This is a genomic window from Halodesulfovibrio aestuarii DSM 17919 = ATCC 29578, assembly GCF_000384815.1.
Classification (GTDB): domain Bacteria; phylum Desulfobacterota; class Desulfovibrionia; order Desulfovibrionales; family Desulfovibrionaceae; genus Halodesulfovibrio; species Halodesulfovibrio aestuarii.
This window is the reverse complement of record NZ_ARQF01000018.1, coordinates 113,696-130,048: the sequence shown is the minus strand read 5'-3', so window position 1 is coordinate 130,048 and position 16,353 is coordinate 113,696. Positions and strand designations below refer to the sequence as shown.

Annotated in this window: 20 protein-coding genes; 5 read left to right on the top strand and 15 right to left on the bottom strand. The window is 44.9% G+C overall.

Annotated elements, in window-relative coordinates; translation table 11 throughout:
• Positions 1–30: 30 nt before the first annotated feature.
• The 5 genes from pyrF to mtaB form a co-directional block, all read right to left on the bottom strand.
• Positions 31–726: an orotidine-5'-phosphate decarboxylase gene (gene pyrF, locus F461_RS0103595; RefSeq protein ID WP_019999790.1), complete on the bottom strand. Its 696-nt coding sequence runs from the start codon at positions 724–726 to the stop codon at positions 31–33.
• A 1-nt stretch (position 727) separates the two neighbouring features.
• Complete coding sequence (gmk, locus tag F461_RS0103590) at positions 728–1,387, bottom strand: guanylate kinase (RefSeq protein ID WP_019999789.1); 660 nt, start codon at positions 1,385–1,387, stop codon at positions 728–730.
• Positions 1,387–1,641: a DUF370 domain-containing protein gene (locus F461_RS0103585; protein WP_019999788.1), complete on the bottom strand. Its 255-nt coding sequence runs from the start codon at positions 1,639–1,641 to the stop codon at positions 1,387–1,389. The genes gmk and F461_RS0103585 overlap by 1 nt, the downstream gene beginning before the upstream one ends.
• A 3-nt stretch (positions 1,642–1,644) precedes the next feature.
• A complete protein-coding gene (locus F461_RS0103580; protein ID WP_019999787.1) occupies positions 1,645–2,526 on the bottom strand; it encodes a YicC/YloC family endoribonuclease in 882 nt (293 codons plus the stop codon).
• Between the two features lie 264 nt (positions 2,527–2,790).
• On the bottom strand, positions 2,791–4,089 hold the full coding sequence (gene mtaB, locus F461_RS0103575; protein WP_019999786.1) for a tRNA (N(6)-L-threonylcarbamoyladenosine(37)-C(2))-methylthiotransferase MtaB: 1,299 nt from the start codon (positions 4,087–4,089) through the stop codon (positions 2,791–2,793).
• A 596-nt stretch (positions 4,090–4,685) separates the two neighbouring features.
• Between mtaB and F461_RS16990 the strand changes: the two genes are divergently transcribed.
• The gene (locus F461_RS16990) at positions 4,686–5,330 is read left to right on the top strand and encodes a class I SAM-dependent methyltransferase (RefSeq protein WP_019999785.1); all 645 of its coding nucleotides are present in this window, start codon (positions 4,686–4,688) and stop codon (positions 5,328–5,330) included.
• A 41-nt stretch (positions 5,331–5,371) separates the two neighbouring features.
• On the opposite strand, the gene F461_RS18480 is transcribed toward F461_RS16990, so the two are convergent.
• From F461_RS18480 to F461_RS0103555, 3 genes are all read right to left on the bottom strand, one after another.
• Positions 5,372–6,922 (bottom strand): C40 family peptidase, encoded by a 1,551-nt coding sequence (locus tag F461_RS18480; RefSeq protein WP_019999784.1) that lies wholly within the window; start codon positions 6,920–6,922, stop codon positions 5,372–5,374.
• A 28-nt stretch (positions 6,923–6,950) separates the two neighbouring features.
• Complete coding sequence (locus F461_RS0103560; RefSeq protein WP_019999783.1) at positions 6,951–7,442, bottom strand: hypothetical protein; 492 nt, start codon at positions 7,440–7,442, stop codon at positions 6,951–6,953.
• Positions 7,443–7,750: 308 nt separating this feature from the next.
• Positions 7,751–8,527 (bottom strand): LexA family transcriptional regulator, encoded by a 777-nt coding sequence (locus F461_RS0103555; RefSeq protein ID WP_026364595.1) that lies wholly within the window; start codon positions 8,525–8,527, stop codon positions 7,751–7,753.
• Positions 8,528–8,709: 182 nt separating this feature from the next.
• Between F461_RS0103555 and F461_RS19155 the strand changes: the two genes are divergently transcribed.
• From F461_RS19155 to F461_RS16980, 3 genes are read left to right on the top strand one after another with little or no spacing between them, the layout of a single operon-like run.
• Complete coding sequence (locus F461_RS19155) at positions 8,710–9,015, top strand: hypothetical protein (protein WP_143154841.1); 306 nt, start codon at positions 8,710–8,712, stop codon at positions 9,013–9,015.
• Positions 9,006–9,452, top strand: coding sequence for a hypothetical protein (locus F461_RS0103550; RefSeq protein WP_019999781.1), 447 nt, complete (start codon positions 9,006–9,008; stop codon positions 9,450–9,452). Before F461_RS19155 ends, F461_RS0103550 begins: the two co-directional genes overlap by 10 nt.
• 33 nt (positions 9,453–9,485) lie before the next feature.
• Positions 9,486–9,785, top strand: coding sequence for a hypothetical protein (locus F461_RS16980; RefSeq protein WP_019999780.1), 300 nt, complete (start codon positions 9,486–9,488; stop codon positions 9,783–9,785).
• 126 nt (positions 9,786–9,911) lie between these two features.
• Here the strand turns inward: F461_RS16980 and F461_RS0103540 are convergent, their stop codons facing one another.
• Positions 9,912–10,424, bottom strand: a complete 513-nt coding sequence (locus tag F461_RS0103540) for a hypothetical protein (protein ID WP_019999779.1) — start codon at positions 10,422–10,424, stop codon at positions 9,912–9,914.
• 415 nt (positions 10,425–10,839) lie between these two features.
• On the opposite strand from F461_RS0103540, the gene F461_RS0103535 reads away from it, so the two are divergent.
• On the top strand, positions 10,840–11,742 hold the full coding sequence (locus F461_RS0103535; protein WP_019999778.1) for a hypothetical protein: 903 nt from the start codon (positions 10,840–10,842) through the stop codon (positions 11,740–11,742).
• Between the two features lie 82 nt (positions 11,743–11,824).
• On the opposite strand, the gene F461_RS0103530 is transcribed toward F461_RS0103535, so the two are convergent.
• The 6 genes from F461_RS0103530 to F461_RS0103505 form a co-directional block, all read right to left on the bottom strand.
• Positions 11,825–12,304, bottom strand: a complete 480-nt coding sequence (locus tag F461_RS0103530) for a CBS domain-containing protein (protein WP_019999777.1) — start codon at positions 12,302–12,304, stop codon at positions 11,825–11,827.
• Between the two features lie 421 nt (positions 12,305–12,725).
• Positions 12,726–13,286, bottom strand: a complete 561-nt coding sequence (locus F461_RS0103525) for a hypothetical protein (protein ID WP_019999776.1) — start codon at positions 13,284–13,286, stop codon at positions 12,726–12,728.
• Between the two features lie 87 nt (positions 13,287–13,373).
• Positions 13,374–13,781, bottom strand: a complete 408-nt coding sequence (locus F461_RS0103520) for a hypothetical protein (RefSeq protein WP_019999775.1) — start codon at positions 13,779–13,781, stop codon at positions 13,374–13,376.
• A gap of 9 nt (positions 13,782–13,790) precedes the next feature.
• On the bottom strand, positions 13,791–14,093 hold the full coding sequence (locus F461_RS0103515; RefSeq protein ID WP_019999774.1) for a hypothetical protein: 303 nt from the start codon (positions 14,091–14,093) through the stop codon (positions 13,791–13,793).
• Position 14,094: 1 nt separating this feature from the next.
• Positions 14,095–14,682, bottom strand: a complete 588-nt coding sequence (locus F461_RS0103510; RefSeq protein WP_019999773.1) for an RNA polymerase sigma factor — start codon at positions 14,680–14,682, stop codon at positions 14,095–14,097.
• A gap of 229 nt (positions 14,683–14,911) precedes the next feature.
• Positions 14,912–16,153 carry an HD domain-containing protein gene (locus tag F461_RS0103505; protein WP_019999772.1) on the bottom strand — a complete coding sequence of 414 codons (1,242 nt, stop codon included), beginning with the start codon at positions 16,151–16,153 and terminating at the stop codon, positions 14,912–14,914.
• Positions 16,154–16,353 lie beyond the last annotated feature (200 nt).

The following is a 16,353-nucleotide window of genomic DNA, read 5'->3' as shown; positions in this document are numbered from 1 at the left end:
CAACCTCCTCAAATCCAGCAGCAACTAGAGTTAAATCTTCATGGCCTCCAAAATCTCCTGTGCAGCGTGCAACGGAGAATCGGCGCCGGTTACGGGACGTCCTACAACCAGATAATCTGATCCGGCCTCCACAGCCTGTGCCGGAGTCATAGTACGTCTCTGGTCATCACCAAGGGAAACCGGACGGATCCCCGGAGTCAAGCAGAGGAAATCGTTCCCGCAAGACTTTTTGATTGTATCAACCTCAAAGCCGGAACAGACAACACCGTGAATACCCCACTCTTTGCCGGAGGTGGCAAATGAAAGAACAGTATCTTCAAGTGATGTAGTCATTCCTTTAGGCAAATCTTCCTGCGACATTGAGGTAAGCACTGTGACGCCAAGTAAAATTGGTGACACACCTGAATCTGCAGAACCTTCAGCAAGTCCTGCTACAGCAGCACGAGCCATACGCTCTCCGCCCATCAGATGAATATTTACCATGTCCACACCGTGACGCACGCTGGAGCGTACCGCACCTTGAACTGTATTTGGGATATCAAAGAACTTCATATCTAGAAAGACCTTGAATCCCATTTCTTTTAGTTCACCAATAATCTCGGGGCCAGCGGCTGTAAAAAGTTCCAACCCCACTTTTACCCAGACATCAGCCCCTTTGAGCATCTTAGCCATCGCCAGCGCCCCTGCCTTATCCGGGTAATCAAGCGCAATAACAAGATTTGCCATGCTATTTCCAATCTTCCATAATAGAATCTACAAGATCCGGTGAGCTTTGAGGTGACAAGGTTGCAGCGATATATGCACTGCGCAGCTGGTCGTATGCTTTATCTAAATCGTCATTAACAATCCAAGCGTTGAACCAATGTGCCTGCTCAAGCTCTTTTTGAGCATTCGCAACACGGCGCATAATAGTCTGTTCGTCGTCTGTTCCACGACCACGCAAACGCTTTTCCAATTCATCGCGGGAAGGTGGCAGAATAAATACATAGCAGCCCTGCTTTAAGTTACCGTAAAGCTGGCTTGCCCCCTGCACATCGATGTCAAAAATAATGTCGTTACCATGCCTGAGCATCTCCAACGTCGCCTCTTTAGGCGTGCCATAAAATTTGCCGTGCACTTCAGCCCACTCTGCAAAAAATCCAGCGTCACGTTTTTTAGAAAACTCTTCTTCAGAAACGAAATAGTAGTCTTTCCCGTTTATTTCACCTTCACGTGGCTGACGGGTTGTATATGAAATAGAAAAAGAAAATCGTGGAAATTCTTTCAACAAACGCTTTGTTAAAGTAGTTTTACCTGTTCCGGAAGGTGCACATAACACCAAAACAATCCCCCGGCGGTCAGTAATGTCAAAATTAGAAGAATCGTTGCCGGAAATATCAAGAGTCATTAGTCGTTATCCTCCTGTAGGAAACGCTGACTAATAGTTTCAGCCTGAATGGCAGATAAAATAACGTGATTTGAATCTGTGATAATTATTGATCGAGTTTTTCTTCCCTGAGTGGCATCTACAAGCCGCCCTTCGTTACGCGCATCTTCGCGCACGCGACGCATAGGAGAAGACGTGGGCGTAACAATGCTTACAACACGGTGATGCACGACATAATTACCAAAGCCGATGTTAAGCAGCTTACTGCTTTTCATACGCTACTCCAGATTCTGTACCTGTTCCCGGCATTTTTCGAGCTCGTTCTTGAAATCAACGATGATACGGGCAATATGCTGATCCTGAATTTTGTTACCACAGGTGTTCACTTCGCGGAAACATTCCTGCAGCGTAAAATCAAGACGTTTGCCTGCTTCACCACCGCCTTTAATAAGCTCTTCAAGACGCTCTAGATGAGCATTAAGGCGGGTAATTTCTTCACTCACATCAAGCTTATCGGACAGTACAGTGATTTCCTGTAAGAAACGCTGTTCTTCCAGTTCGGATTCAACACGAGCAAGCACTTCTGTAAGGCGGTCACGCAGAGTAGCAAAGCGTTCTTCTTTAATCTGCGGTGCACGTTCAGTAATAGTTTCGACCCAGTCGCGCATGCGTCCTGTACGTTCAAGCATGTCTGCTGAAAGTGCAGTTGCTTCGGTTGCGCGTGCTTCGTTCCAATCAGCAAGAGCAAGCTCAAGGCCTTCTACAAGCGTCTGGGCAAATTCTTTTTCCGGCTCTTTATTGCTGTCTTCCCACAGGAAAGACATGCCAAGCATACGAGTGTAGTCCGGAGCAAAGTCATCACCACGTTCATTTGCAAACTTTGCAAGTTCATCAAGCATTGCAGAAGCCTGAGCGTTGTTAAACGACACAGCCTGTAATTCTGCACGCTGAATCTGCAAATTAAGAGTAATTTCTACACGCCCGCGCTGGCCGAACTTACGTACCGTCTTTTCAAAACGGGTCTCAAGAGAGCGCGCCAGCATTGGAAGACGCCATTTGAGATCAAGGTGGCGGCTGTTAACGCTGCGGACTTCCCAAGTCATGGTGAAGCCGTCGCCTTCGTGAGTACAACGACCATATCCTGTCATGCTTTTAAGCATACGTTCCTCTCTATATGTCAAAGCCCTGCGTTAACACTGCAGGGCATAAAGGTTTTATCGCATGCAAGAGATATCTCCTGCATATGGGAATGGCCGCAACAAGTAGCTTGCTACGGCGCTCCACGCTACCTACTCTACATCCATTCTTTATTCAAGCCATGTTATAACATAGAGTTGTCACTTTTCGGAATATAACCGCATGAGTGCGTGGAAAAATAATAAGATAGAAAAAAGCAGCTGAGTACAAACCCAGCTGCTTTTTTTTTATTCCGAGATAACCCGCAATCCATTTTTTTCAGATTCTACAGCTGTGCCGGTACAAAGATTTCGCAGCCCGGCGCCAAACGGAAGAGTATCAAAATAACATTCGGTATAGAATTGAGAAACGCCTTTCTTTTCTTCCGCTGATTGCAACACTATATGCAGAGGCAACTTTTCATCAATTAACTTCTGTAAAAATGCCTGTTTCTTCTCAACGATCAAATCACGCACAGCTTTTGCGCGCTCTTTTTTTACCTTTTTTTGAAGTTGGCCAGACATGGTCGCAGCGGCAGTCCCGGGACGGATTGAGTATGGGAATACATGGGCATATGTAAACGGCGCAGCCTTAACGTATGCCATAGTTTCCTGAAATTCTTCTTCAGTTTCACCGGGAAACCCCATCAAAATATCTGCTCCAAGCCCGTATGTCGGCCATACATCATGCAGTTTCTCCAGAAAATCCAGAAGCGGTGCCGTTTTATAATGACCGCGTCCCATACGCTTCAAAACAGAATCGCTACCGGACTGCAACGAAATATGAAGCTGAGGTGCAATCATGGCACTACGCGACAATACTTCAAGAGCCTTTGAGCCAAGCTGTCCAGGTTCCAAAGAAGAGATTCTAAAGCGAGCCTTACCGCCCCATTTTTTGCCTAGTGCATTTTCTAATTCGTCGATCAAATCCCAAAAATCCGGAGTACCATCAAGATCACGTCCAAATTGGCGCAAGTTTACACCAGAAAGGATGAGCTCTCTGAAACCTGACTCCAGAAGCGTACGAGCTTCTGTAATAATATCCGCAATACTACGGGAACGCGAACGCCCACGGGTGAGCGGCACGATACAATATGTACAACGGTGCGAACAGCCGTCCTGCACTTTTACCACAGCGCGAGCACGATTATAGTTCGTTACAGCAAAATCAGGGAATGCATTTTCCGGTTCTGTCATGCCCTCTTTCAATTCCGGCCATGTCTTCAATGAGGTTTTTGCGTCCTGTGGAACAATACGCGTAACCCCCGGAAGTTCCTTAAGCTCATCACCCATAACCTGCGCAGCACAACCTGTAACTACAATCTGTGCAGCCTCGTTCGCCCTGTTCAACTGGCGTACGGTAGAACGCACGTCACTCACAGCTTTAGCTGTAACAGCACAGGAATTTACGAGAATAAAATCAGCACCTGCCGCAGAGTCCAATTCTGAAAAACCGCGAGCAACCCACACTTCGCGCAATGCCTGTGTTTCGTACTGGTTAATTTTGCAGCCCAATGTTGCTGCGTAAAACGTATATGATTCACTCATTCAAATTCTGCTCCGGCGTAATGTCGCCTTCTGCAGACTAGCCGGAAAATGCGCGGTGTCAACTGGTAAGACACATAGGGAGACTTTCGATGGATATTCGACATCTTTCCAAGGGGGCACCCACTACGGCAGCTCCCTTACGAAAAACATCTCTTCACACCTGCGAAGCTATACTTCTTAAATAATACTCGCTGCGGCTACGCTTTCAGAAAAATATTTGTCCACTGCAACGTATAATTTCTATACGTCATGTACAAAAATTACCCTTTTTTTTGTGCAAGTAACATCACGTCCAGAGAATGTGTATTTCACCTCAAAGAACAGATAAAAAAAATCCTGACACACAACATGTTGTCATTTCAATACATTCGAAAGATGAGGACAAACCAGCCTGTATTTATATTCAAACGGTACTTCTTTTGCTGTTACCATAGCAGACAATATGCTTACCGCACGGTTGTCACTCGAACTATATAACGGCTGCAATATAAGTCGCGGTCGGAGGGGCGTCTTCTTGATAATCAAGGGATTGCGCCTCCCTCAGCGAAGACACAAAGAAAACAAATGCAGCCAGTCGCAAAAGCAAAGGATATTAAATGCGTTCATCCCGTTGGAGCATGTTACGAGAATTCATACGCGACCCATTTTCAACTGGTACCGTTTGTTCCAGCAGTCCGAGTCTTTGCAAGGAAATAGCTGGCAACGAACGAATCACTAATGCTGATGTTGTGGTAGAACTTGGGGCTGGCACAGGGAGTCTCTCAAAACATCTTTTACGATCATTGAAAGATGGAGCAGAATTTATTTCCATCGAAAAGAATCCACATCTTTATAAGATGCTTGTGGCTCAACATCCCCATTCTTACTTTTTACTCGATTGTGCGGAAAATCTTCCTACCATATTACGACAAAGGTCTGTGGGCAAAGCAGACGTTATTATTTCGTCACTACCTTGGGCATCATTCTCTTCAAAACAACAGCGCGAACTTACACAGGCAATACGAACAAGCCTGAAGCCCAATGGTACATTTATTACATACGCCTATGTTTGCGGTGCTGTTCTTCCGTCTTTTTCAGCTTTTCGCAAACAACTGGCACAATCATTTTGCAACGTGGATAGATCCAGGATTGTCTGGAACAATTTCCCTCCTGCCTTTCTCTACCAGTGTAGGCAACCTGTTCCAGTATTAACCAAAACAGCAGAGATAAAATCGTCGCACCGATCAAAGTATAGCTGCTAAAAATGTAGCCCCTGAGTTTAAATTATCTCAGGGGCTTCTTTTTATTTATTTTCCCACATTCCGGGTTTTATTTGTAACTTAAGGATCCTGCTATAGAAATAGTCCTTCTTTACATCCCGCCGTTCTTCACCCGGCCTGAGCGTTGTGATGGAGATACGACCGACAATCGCCCTGCTCTCACGATCCGCATTAAATGTGCGGACTCCCCATAGGTCGTGCAACATAAATGGCATTTTAGTCACAGGTTCATATCCTAAGTAGAGCCCAATATGGCCTCTCAGGCCGATAAGGGAGAAAAAGGGGATGCCGTTTTCAATAATCACATCACGCTTTTCACTGGCAGTCAGACCTTTCAACGAGATAACTTTCTTACCTCTTTCCGCCTGAGGGCCTGAGTTACGTGGTAACCACACTCCAAACGCCATAAAAAGATCACGAATAGTAGAAGAGCAGTCCCTGTCTAAATATAACCCGCCCCAGCCGTACCGTTGCCCGATAATATGTTTAGCCAGCTCCGCCATTGCCCTTGGCGTCAAGGGTGCGGGAATTTCTGCCGCCTGCTCAGTCCAAACGGGGGCACTAAAAAACTCTGCCTGCCCCAGAGAATTACGGGCAGGTACCAATAAAGAAACATACGAACGAGGCTCCATAGCAGATATCATTTTATATTGCATGTCATCGTGCTTATGTTGCGTCATCGATTCAACTACATCTTTCTTCGTTCTTGCCTTTTTTTCCCCCTCAGCTGAGCCTGCTACAGCCGAAACAGACTCTCCCCCTGACTTTGGCGCTTTAGAAAAAACACCTCCCACAAATCCTGTGGAAAGATACTGCCCTTCTGCTGTTTGCAATGTCACATTATCGCACATAATGGCATACAATGTTCCGGACATAACAAGCTGCTCTTGCTCTTTTGTTACGAACGCAACATCGTTGGCGAGAATCCAACCACTTGCGTACGCGGTTTCTGCATAGAGCCATTCTCCAGAGATAGAAGCGTGCGAAATAAAAAGAGGTGTTCCGGCATGGACACTTGAATTCTGATAATAATCAAATGGAAATCCCTCTCCAGGTAGAGCTGGATTAAAAAAGTACGGTTTCACTGTTGGCAATACGCGCAACGATGAAGTACGTACCGTAATCGCATGTCTCGCCATACTTGGATACGTTTCCATGGACTGACTGTCCACAAGTCTGGACATGGCAGCTTCTGTCCATGGAAGCAGATTTTCTGCATAGCCAAGACCATAGGGATACGCAGAGTTTCCCCAAAAGGCATCTTCTTTAGAAAGGCTAGGTTTTGTCTGACGCCACGGAGCATAATGGTACGTCTTAAGCGCGGAAAACTGCACCGCCTGTTCAGCTAACGTCATCACAGGCGTATGAGCACTGTGTGTCAAATAATCCGAAGGATTTTGCGAGAGGTTTTCTAAATCGGCAACATTATTCTGCCGATTATACTCCCACACCGGATATCTACCGGTTTTGCTACACGCAGCGAGACTTACGCACGTTGCCATGAGCACAACAAGAGCAAACGCAAGTCTGAGCCCCTTATGACATTTTCGCAGATTTCGCACTAATTCAGCCACAAAGCGCCCCCTTGTCCCCTACTCTATATTAATTTGTCAGATTGCAACGGCTCACTATCGCTTGCAAATCGTCAGCAGTGAGTCCTACGTGCACGTCATATTCAACTTGTCTGGCCATGGCAGCAAATCTTCGGATAAGCAAAAGCTTCGCAATTACGAGCTGTACACCAAAAAAGAACACCCAGAAAAGATAGTGTGCCCAAAGCGCAGCAAAAAAGGCAACGGCTGAAAATAAAAACAAAAGCAACATCGTATTACGTTCTTCCGCGGAACGCACCACTGTCCATATCCGGAAGCCGTCAGCTGCCCGCGTCAAGCAGTTTTCATATTTCGATGCAGGCGGTGCAAAGAAAAGTATTGCAGTCTGCAAAAAGAATAAGAAAATGATCCACCATAGAGAATGTGACCAGAATGCTATAAAAATAAGCAAGCTAAGAAGAAGACGGGGCCAAACCGTGAGTGGGTTACGCGACTTTCGCCAAAACAACTCTGTCATACTTTCTGCTTTATGATAATTCATAGACCTCTCCTTACTATACCCATACAATCAGCAACTTACATAATCACCTTATTACACTGATAAAATATACTTTAATAGTAGCACATGAAAAGAAAAAAGGAAGATTCTAGAATTATTTTGTCTAACATACTCCATGAAACGGCTCCCCCCCTCACTCATGCTGAGTTGCTTTGCAGTTCCTTCTACCAGCAAAAGTCATTCAATAGTAATACAAAAAAAAAGCGCTTTCAGGAAAATCCCAAAAACGCTTTTGCAGACCAAAATGATAAACAAAGCAATACAGTCTTATGCACATTATGTGCATAGCATCATAAATCTTTTCCAGCCCAAATAACCCGCCCGATGACTTCCCAACTTCGGGACTCATCACGGGGATCGATTTCTATATCCTGATATGCAAGCTCGCGGTTGTCACCACGGAATAAATATTTTCCCGGAATACGGGAGAAGCGCTTTACGTAAATTTCATCGTCTAGACGCACTACATACACCCTGTCTTCAACAAGATTCTTGTCTGATTGATTCACAAGACAAAGATCACCGTTATGTAACGTACTCTCCATAGAGCGCCCCATAACTTCCATTATCTTCAGACTGTTTACATCCTGCGTCTTGTGCAAGATCCAATCTAAGCGAAATGCGTAGCGCCCATCTGAATAGTCGCTTGTTGCAAGTGATCCACCACCGGCACTTGGACGCGCCTCCGCTTTATCCACAAAGAGAAACTCGTCTTGAACTTCGTCGGGGCCTCGCGGTGGAGCAAGGAATGTTGTCGCAGCGTCATCTACCTGCGCAACATCACTGCGCCCGACATGCTCAGACGCACCACGACGCTCTGCCCCTACAGATAAAGGGAAGTAAAGTTCGGTGGATGATTCAGTCTGTTCAGCGACCTTTTCCAGATATCTGGTAAGTTTCTTTAAATTCTGCCTGTTGGGATATCGTTCTCCCTTCTTCCATGCATACACAGTACGCGGGCTTACTCCTGCAATTTCTGCAAGTTTAGGGACCCCACCTACTAGCTTAATGGACTCGGCAATGAATTCCTGAAGCTGCCATTCTTCTTCGCTGTAGTCTTTGTTCATAGGGATGAAATAGCACAATGTTAGAAAAAATAAAATAGTTTTTTGCACAAAATGTACAAACATGCTTGACGTGGATGTGCATTTTGTGAACAATATGATCACTTCGCCACTTCATGGTCATTTTTTTTGCAATCAGAAAGCACTGTTTAAACTTTCTGACGCACACTCGGAGGAAAACTTATATGTCCGTTTATTCTTTTCACGCCCCGGAACGCACTCGCTGCACAGTGTGTGGTCGAAACTTTTCCCGACCTTGGAGAATGGCGTGCGTGGGAATTGCGATCTGCCCAGAATGCAATCAACCTCGTGCTGGAAGCGGATACCAGCCTATGGTGCAGATCGAAGTAGGAGAACACCAGCGTTTACTACAGTTGTACTACGCTGAATTTAATCACCATACATCACCAACTAACCACTCTGGCCACGCAATTTTGCGGGCAATTGAACGATGCAACACGTTCTATAATGGAGGACGGTCATGCCTGTAGTACCTTGCAACCAATGCGGAACTGAGTTTTATGTCCGTCCGGCACGTCACAATGCCGGTAAAGGGAAATATTGTTCCCGAAAATGCGCGGCCGAAGCCAAACGCATTAAACAAACAGTAAGTTGCCCGTGGTGCGGAAGGCACTTTGTAAAGCGTGCAGGGCAAGTCTATTGCTCACGCTCATGCGCAGCCTCTGCAAACCATGCAGCACATGACAGACATGGAACTGATGAAAAACACTGCATCGTGTGTGAAAAAAAATTTACACACGGTGTAAGCAGTAAAATTTGCAGTAACGCGTGTCTTGCAAAACATAGAAATGGAAGTAATGCAGGCGGGTACTCTCTCTTTGAAGACCCTTGGGCTACCGGCGAGATTCCACCGGATAGATATGCCAGAGACCTGTTCCGCATGCCTGATATTGGACTTGGCTTTTAAATCACCACCCCACATACCATCCAAAGGACATGCATGAACGTTTATGGATACAACGATGCCTGCGACAACTGCGGAATTGAACCGGGTGCAGAATATTCGCTTCCGCCGTCTGCAGTTCTGCAAGGTAGAGCGCGCACGTATATATCAAATGGACAAATTGTTCTGGTAGGACTTACAGCGATATGCAGAGCAGTAGGTGCAGGGCCAAGTACTATCAAAAAGTGGATCAAAGAAGAGAATTTTCCGGTACGTAAATGCTCCGACGGAATATACAGAGCCTCTCCGGAAGCCATTAGAGAATGGTTTTCGAATACTTTGCCCAAGAACATGTAAAGACAAGACAGATTACAACCCGTATGATGCCAGGATGCCACGAAAAGCGACGCCTCCTATCCCATACAGTTGATAAAAAAAAACGGGGATGACTAACAAGTCATCCCCGTTTTTAAAAAAACATACCTATACACGACAGCGCAACACTTTAACACCGTCTTCAAATAACACTTCCATTTTATTAGGCTTAGTAACAACCTGTACTTCGCCCATGCCAAAAGTAGGATGCTGTACAACATCACCTTTTGTGAAGGTTTCATTCATGTTGTATGTACGAGCTCCTTCAGAGCCTTTTGCAACCATTGCAGTTTTCCATGCAATCATAACAGCTTCTGCTTCCTGCTTCGCACGCTGAGTAGCGCGGGTCTGAGCAGCTTTTTTAGCAGCAGCTGAACGTGCAGCGGAAATTGCTTCTTTGCGGGAGTCGCCATTACGAACTTTTTTTACAGTGGAAACCTGTGCTTTGCTTTTCGGCGCACGAGCCTCACGGTATTTGTGCACACTACCGCAAGCCTGACATTCCACTTTAATAATTTCGCTACCTACCATTGCCACAATTACATGCCCTGTAATATCACTACAGCGCGTGCATTTAGTATCAATACGATCACCTGCAGAGAGGCTGCCTGTTTTGCTCATATCCAATCTCTATTTATTGCAACGTTATATCTAATATTATAAGTCAGGAAGAAAAACGCCACAGGGTTGTACCTGCGGCGTGTTTTCTGCCAATCGGAAGGTGCGCACCATACAGTTTTGACCCTTTGATGGCAAGGACTCAAACTGAACTTAATCAGATTTTATCCCCCTACCAGTTGTTTTCAGATGATTGCTCCTGTGTAAAAAAAACACATAACAAGGCATCGCCTCCAGTCAATTTATCCTTTAATTACACCGAAGTACTTTTATATTCATTCAAACAAAAATAGCCATAGTAAAAAAACTTTCGGCCAAATTCATCAGTAATTTTCTAACGTACACAATTCATACTTGCAGGGAACCGCTTGGCAGGGTAGGCAAGAGCCCACAAACTTTTTGTTATAATGGAGCACCCATGGAAATTACTGTTGAGATTGGAAACAGCAATCAACGTAAAGAAATTACAGATGAACTTGGAATCATCAGAGAAGCGGCACGGCATGCCACTATGGCTTTTCGCATTCATGAAATTATCGTTCCTAAAAACTTTGATGCCAAAGTTAACGAACTTCAGGGCACTACAGATTTTAAATCTATTCCGGGTGCAGAGCCTGTTGCGCGAAGCATTTTTCATGAGAAAGGCTACTACCTGCTGTTCCATCCCAACCTGTTCACAAAACATTACGACAATCAGGTTCGCTTCTCTATTTACTGGCATGAGTTTGCCCTCATAGTAAACAAGGGGCGCTTCCCGGTCCTTACTCGCCATAAATTAGATCGCTTTGCAAACTACTTTATGAACCTGTATCAATTGTTCGATCAGTACGATGCAGCACGCAAATCTTTTGAGTTTCGCGACGCTCTAGTTAAGAACGTCCTTAAGACAGAACTTTCTGACACAGCGCGTGCGGATCTTGAAAACTCTCTTATGGGCAACCTTGCCCTTATTAACAATAAACCTGAATACTATGACTTGATTAAATTCCAGCAGCAGGAATTTCCAACGCACAAAAACATTTCGCAATTCCTGTCCCAGATTCAGGGGAAAATTTCCCAGCTCTCATTCTCCATCATTTTTGCGTATGCAACCATGGACCACTATGAGTACCTTCGCGAAAAAGAACAGCTTATCAGCGAAGCACCCATGCTGGACAACAACACCCGCGTTCTTCTTGAATACTTCCGCCTGAAATATGACGAATGCAGCCCTGACCTTTCTGACGGCATCGACATTATGGAAGCATTCTGGGCAAATTTCGGTATCCGTTTTGTAGACGGAGCTCAGTCACTACAATGTGAAATTGTACCGCTGAAGTAGCCGACTCGCCACGCAATTCATCTAAGACAAAAGAAAAGCCCTCTATTCCTAAAGGAATAGAGGGCTTTATTTACGTACATAATTAGCCGCGGGCTAGAATTTGATCACTAATTTCTTTATAAATATCGTTGATCATAATAACACCGATGACATGTCCACCTTCCATCACCACCGCGTAACTGCGACCTTTTTTCACAAAATCTTCCAGTACAAGCAAAAGCGGCTCGTCAGGACGCACTACTGTCATATCCTTATCCATAACGTCTTTTACGCTGATAGAACCGGACACCTTACAAGCGTTGGTAAACATCTGCTCATAACGATTTTCATCAAGGCATTTCAAGCCGTCACCGCGCAGCAGGGTATCTTCCATAAAACGCATTGTGTCCCAAATTGAGACTGCGCCCTTAACGCGACCATTATGATCTTCCACTAAAGCACACAGGCATCCTTCTGAAGCACATGCGTTAAGTTTACGAATAGCCTCAGCAAGGGGATCATCTATTTTTACAACAGGGTAATCATCACGTAAAATATCCCACGCACGTCTTCGCAATAGCATAATCGAAACTCCCAATTTCTCAGAGTACGGTTAGTCTGTCACACTTTCCAGAACCTATGGACTGGCAAGTTACGGTGTATATGTCTTTCACTGGACTGCAATCAAAACAATTATGACTGCTTTGTATTATAGCAACGGTAAACATTTGTGAGCAATACGTAAAGATTATTTGATAACTTTTTGTGAAAAAAGTAACAAACAAGACTTTGCCCTTCAAAAAAATGATTTACTTTGCATTTTAGCATAAAAAAAGCCCGCGGAACGGGCTTTTTATTAATTATATAATTAGGCAACTTGCGGCACAGCATACTGTACCGACGGCTCGACCATAATCACAACCTTCCGGTTCTGCCTACACGCAGCAGATGTAAAAAGCACACCCGCGACAGTGAGGACGATAAGGTATTTTTCATATCCAGCCTTATAACAAGTTGATAACTAAAACCGGAGTTTTAATTGTTGCCTTGAACCTTGGTCTAAACTTTGTTCTATATTTTTCTTCGTATCTATCATCGCACTTTTTTTCATACTCATATGCTGCGTTGTGCTTTCCTCTGAATTTCGCTCTGTGCTTTCCACTGAACTTCTCTCGGTGCTTTACTTTATATCTTGAACAGTTGTTAACTTTTTTCACATTACGAGAAAACACATAACCATATTGCCTCTGGCTTGGAATCTTAACCTTATACACGACTGCATCAAGCCCATCCAACAATATTGAACGCATCTTTATAACACGTGTACCCCTTTCCAGTTTATAGACATCGTTGCGGTGCATAAACCGTTTCATTTTTTTAGGGCGATGCGTTGCCACATCCAAAAAACGGTCTACCGTTTTGAGATCGGGATACACGTTGCTTGCTCGTGTTGTCACGTACAGGTCGCGACTATGTCCGGACGCACTGGCATCGTAATGCATCCCAAATGTGACGAACGCGCAGGCCATTACCAGCACCAAAACTACTTTCTTCAGTGTGTTCATTTCTCATCCTTTTTGCTGTGCATGTACAGACATGCGGTACGGGATCCATCCCTTTACACGTTGCAGCGTAAAACTCCCCCAAGAGTGTTATCGTTGTAACGACCGCAACAGCTTTAGACGTTGAATTCGCTTTCGAATACGTTCCATAATCTTCGCGAAACGCCCCTGCTGTTCTGGCGTAAGAAGCGCATTAATTTCCTGCTCTGTGGTGTTAAAGATCTCAAGCACTTGATCTGTCGCCTTATCCTTCACCCCTCGGATATGTTCCTGATTCACAGCAACAATACGACGAATCTCTTTCATGGTCTTTGCATCCGGTTGAACTTGCGATTCTATTTTACGTAAAAACCGCTTTCCACCACCAAATCTGGTTCCCTTCAATTCCTTAAATTTAGCTATGCGCTGTTTGACAACAAAGCTGTTCCCCCAAACACCGCACGCTGCGCCAAGAAAAAACACAAGCACAAAGGCCGTCCAAACTTTCCAGTTTTTCATTGCCCACTCCTACAGGGATAAATACAGCTGCGCGGAATCACGTCCAGCATCAATAAGTTGCGAGTCCAACAATGAAAGCGCGTTGTTTACAGTAAGAACGCAAGGGATAGACACAACAACCAGCATAATTACGGCCACCATAGCAACCTGCGGTGCAAAACGCTCAAACGGCGACTGCCTCTGGATACTAGTCATTGCATAGACATCATGCATAATCCCCTGCTTCCAGGCGGAAGGTAAATAAACATCTACCTGCATGGCGTGCGTTTTTTTCAACACATGTACCAACTTACTCAGCATATTATTTTCCATGCTATGCACCTTCTATCCCGTGCTTTTTCAAAAGCTTCTTTAATGTGCGCTTTGCCCTGAAAGCACGAACCTTAACATTGGCGGAGCTTATTCCCAGCAGCTCAGCCGTTTCTTTACTTGAGTATTCCTCAAGTTGCGTCATTACCAAGATCATTCTATCTAACGGCGCCAGCATATCGAGTACAAGACTCAAAATTTCTTTCGCCTCACGCGCCTGACTCAACCGTTCGAATTCACTTTCAGATTCGGTAAAGCAAACGGCATCAAGCCATTGAGTAGTATCCTTTGAAAAATCACTAAGAGGCGATTCCTTTTTGCGATAATGGGAACGCCAAAAGTCTGTGCAACTACGAAGAGCAATCGTTGTCAGCCAGTGCTTAAACGGTTTTCGGGGTTCATACGAAGCGAGCGATCGATATGCTCGAACAAACGTTTCGTGCGCAACCTCGGGCGCGTACTGTGGCGGCACATGCGCTCCGACAACAGCACCTACATGTTTCTGATGTCGATCAATGATCAACGCATACGCTGCAGTTTCACCCTCCAGCACGGTGCGGACTGTATCCCAGTCTTCATTGACCGATTCCATCAGCTCTCCAGTTTTATTGACGCAGCAAAAAGGTACAAACCATAACGATAACCTTCTTATCACGACCACATATACACTAGTAGTTAAAGGTTGTATCCACGGGAAAATCTTTATTGATACATCCGTCTACATAATACATCGCACCCGCTCATGCCTTGGTTACACTTTTTATAACTTTTTCAAAAAAACCTCCCCTCAGATGAGGGGAGGTTTCGCAGTACCTGTAAATCTAATCAAAATCCGACATCAAAGCTCCAATGTGAATCTTACCGATAGATCTTTTCCGGTATTTATCTCTTAACCGCCACATAGCCTGATTCAATTCATTGATTGATATACCGTTACGTACAGCAGTATAGGCTTCAATGTACGCTGCAAGTTCATCGCAGACTTTTAGCATCTCGCCATCTTTCGGATTGTATATGTCATCATTATATAAGGACTGGAGTTCCTCAAAGGTAACCTGTTCGACTTTTCCATCACGTTCTATGCAATCATGAAATTCTGACCCGGTTGCAGTCCCGAGAAGATATCCCAGTCTGTCCGCAATATCCGAATACCCTTCTTCGCGTAGCGGTTCAAAAACCCGTCGTTCCAACTCCTCATCCTCATATGCTTTGATAAGGGCATCCAGTTCCTTCACTGATTTTTTTACCGGTGAAATAATATCACGAGTCAACATCTCCGGCAGGTCATGGAACAACCCACAAAAAAAGTTGTTCTGCCGACGGGTAGGACATGCATCCTGTACAACAGAAAAGAAATAGCTATAGCATGCCACCAGAAACATATGCCCCATAACAGACGTTTCAGGAATACGCGGCATCTGCGACCATCGCTTCTGAAAACGCAATTGCCCGCAGAGGTTGGCCAGTTTACCCAGCGCATGGGCTTTAGGCCTCATCAGCTCATGAAAGCCTTTAAGTTTCTGAAAAGAAGCCTGTTGTTCCACAAATGATTCACGGATCTCGTCCAGTTCATCATCAAAAGCATTCAACCCTTCAATGAGCTTAAATTCCCAGCTACTTGCATAAAAATGTGCGGCAGCAAGGATATCATCCGCAAGCTCCCGCTTTCTATGCGGATCGAAGTACGCTATAAAACGCATCCAAAAATCATCCCCTAGCGTACTCAAGACTGGTTCAAGCTCCCCCTGCACCCATTCAACCAGTTGCCGATGATGTTCCGGATTTTCTTTAATCCGATAATAGACAGGAGGCTTGATATCTGTAATGACAAGCCGGAAGAGGTAATCAAAAATCCCCCACTCGGCAATTCTATCACTTAGCTCACGACGCTCTTCGGCCTCCAGATCACGTGCATTTTCCTGCAACAGCAGCCAGGCGATTATCATTTTATGTGCCTGCTTATCTACCTCATACAACTCTGCCGGACGCAACTTATCATTCCAGCGTTTCATGTACGCGCCGGAAAAAACGGTCTGCAACAATCCCTTACGAATACTTGACATGATAAAAAATCCTCATTTTTTCACAAAAATCACTTGGCAACGAGTCGGTCATGGTATAAGTACGGTGTTTCCGCACGAAGCCGGAGGTACTTTTCCAGGATTTGTAAAAGAATCTGGATCCCCCCGTTTACAACCGCCGGTTTTGGGCTGACCAATCTTATTGTTTTATTGACATGGAAACAAGAACTCCATAAGAGCCA

Excerpts from the sequence above, each read along its gene's own strand:
- pyrF (WP_019999790.1), bottom strand. The coding sequence starts at position 726 with ATGGCAAATCTTGTTATTGCGCTTGATTACCCGGATAAGGCAGGGGCG.
- gmk (WP_019999789.1), bottom strand. The coding sequence starts at position 1,387 with ATGACTCTTGATATTTCCGGCAACGATTCTTCTAATTTTGACATTACT.
- F461_RS0103585 (WP_019999788.1), bottom strand. The coding sequence starts at position 1,641 with ATGAAAAGCAGTAAGCTGCTTAACATCGGCTTTGGTAATTATGTCGTG.
- F461_RS0103580 (WP_019999787.1), bottom strand. The coding sequence starts at position 2,526 with ATGCTTAAAAGCATGACAGGATATGGTCGTTGTACTCACGAAGGCGAC.
- mtaB (WP_019999786.1), bottom strand. The coding sequence starts at position 4,089 with ATGAGTGAATCATATACGTTTTACGCAGCAACATTGGGCTGCAAAATT.
- F461_RS16990 (WP_019999785.1), top strand. The coding sequence starts at position 4,686 with ATGCGTTCATCCCGTTGGAGCATGTTACGAGAATTCATACGCGACCCA.
- F461_RS0103560 (WP_019999783.1), bottom strand. The coding sequence starts at position 7,442 with ATGAATTATCATAAAGCAGAAAGTATGACAGAGTTGTTTTGGCGAAAG.
- F461_RS0103555 (WP_026364595.1), bottom strand. The coding sequence starts at position 8,527 with ATGAACAAAGACTACAGCGAAGAAGAATGGCAGCTTCAGGAATTCATT.
- F461_RS19155 (WP_143154841.1), top strand. The coding sequence starts at position 8,710 with ATGTCCGTTTATTCTTTTCACGCCCCGGAACGCACTCGCTGCACAGTG.
- F461_RS0103550 (WP_019999781.1), top strand. The coding sequence starts at position 9,006 with ATGCCTGTAGTACCTTGCAACCAATGCGGAACTGAGTTTTATGTCCGT.
- F461_RS16980 (WP_019999780.1), top strand. The coding sequence starts at position 9,486 with ATGAACGTTTATGGATACAACGATGCCTGCGACAACTGCGGAATTGAA.
- F461_RS0103540 (WP_019999779.1), bottom strand. The coding sequence starts at position 10,424 with ATGAGCAAAACAGGCAGCCTCTCTGCAGGTGATCGTATTGATACTAAA.
- F461_RS0103535 (WP_019999778.1), top strand. The coding sequence starts at position 10,840 with ATGGAAATTACTGTTGAGATTGGAAACAGCAATCAACGTAAAGAAATT.
- F461_RS0103530 (WP_019999777.1), bottom strand. The coding sequence starts at position 12,304 with ATGCTATTGCGAAGACGTGCGTGGGATATTTTACGTGATGATTACCCT.
- F461_RS0103525 (WP_019999776.1), bottom strand. The coding sequence starts at position 13,286 with ATGAACACACTGAAGAAAGTAGTTTTGGTGCTGGTAATGGCCTGCGCG.
- F461_RS0103520 (WP_019999775.1), bottom strand. The coding sequence starts at position 13,781 with ATGAAAAACTGGAAAGTTTGGACGGCCTTTGTGCTTGTGTTTTTTCTT.
- F461_RS0103515 (WP_019999774.1), bottom strand. The coding sequence starts at position 14,093 with ATGGAAAATAATATGCTGAGTAAGTTGGTACATGTGTTGAAAAAAACG.
- F461_RS0103510 (WP_019999773.1), bottom strand. The coding sequence starts at position 14,682 with ATGGAATCGGTCAATGAAGACTGGGATACAGTCCGCACCGTGCTGGAG.
- F461_RS0103505 (WP_019999772.1), bottom strand. The coding sequence starts at position 16,153 with ATGTCAAGTATTCGTAAGGGATTGTTGCAGACCGTTTTTTCCGGCGCG.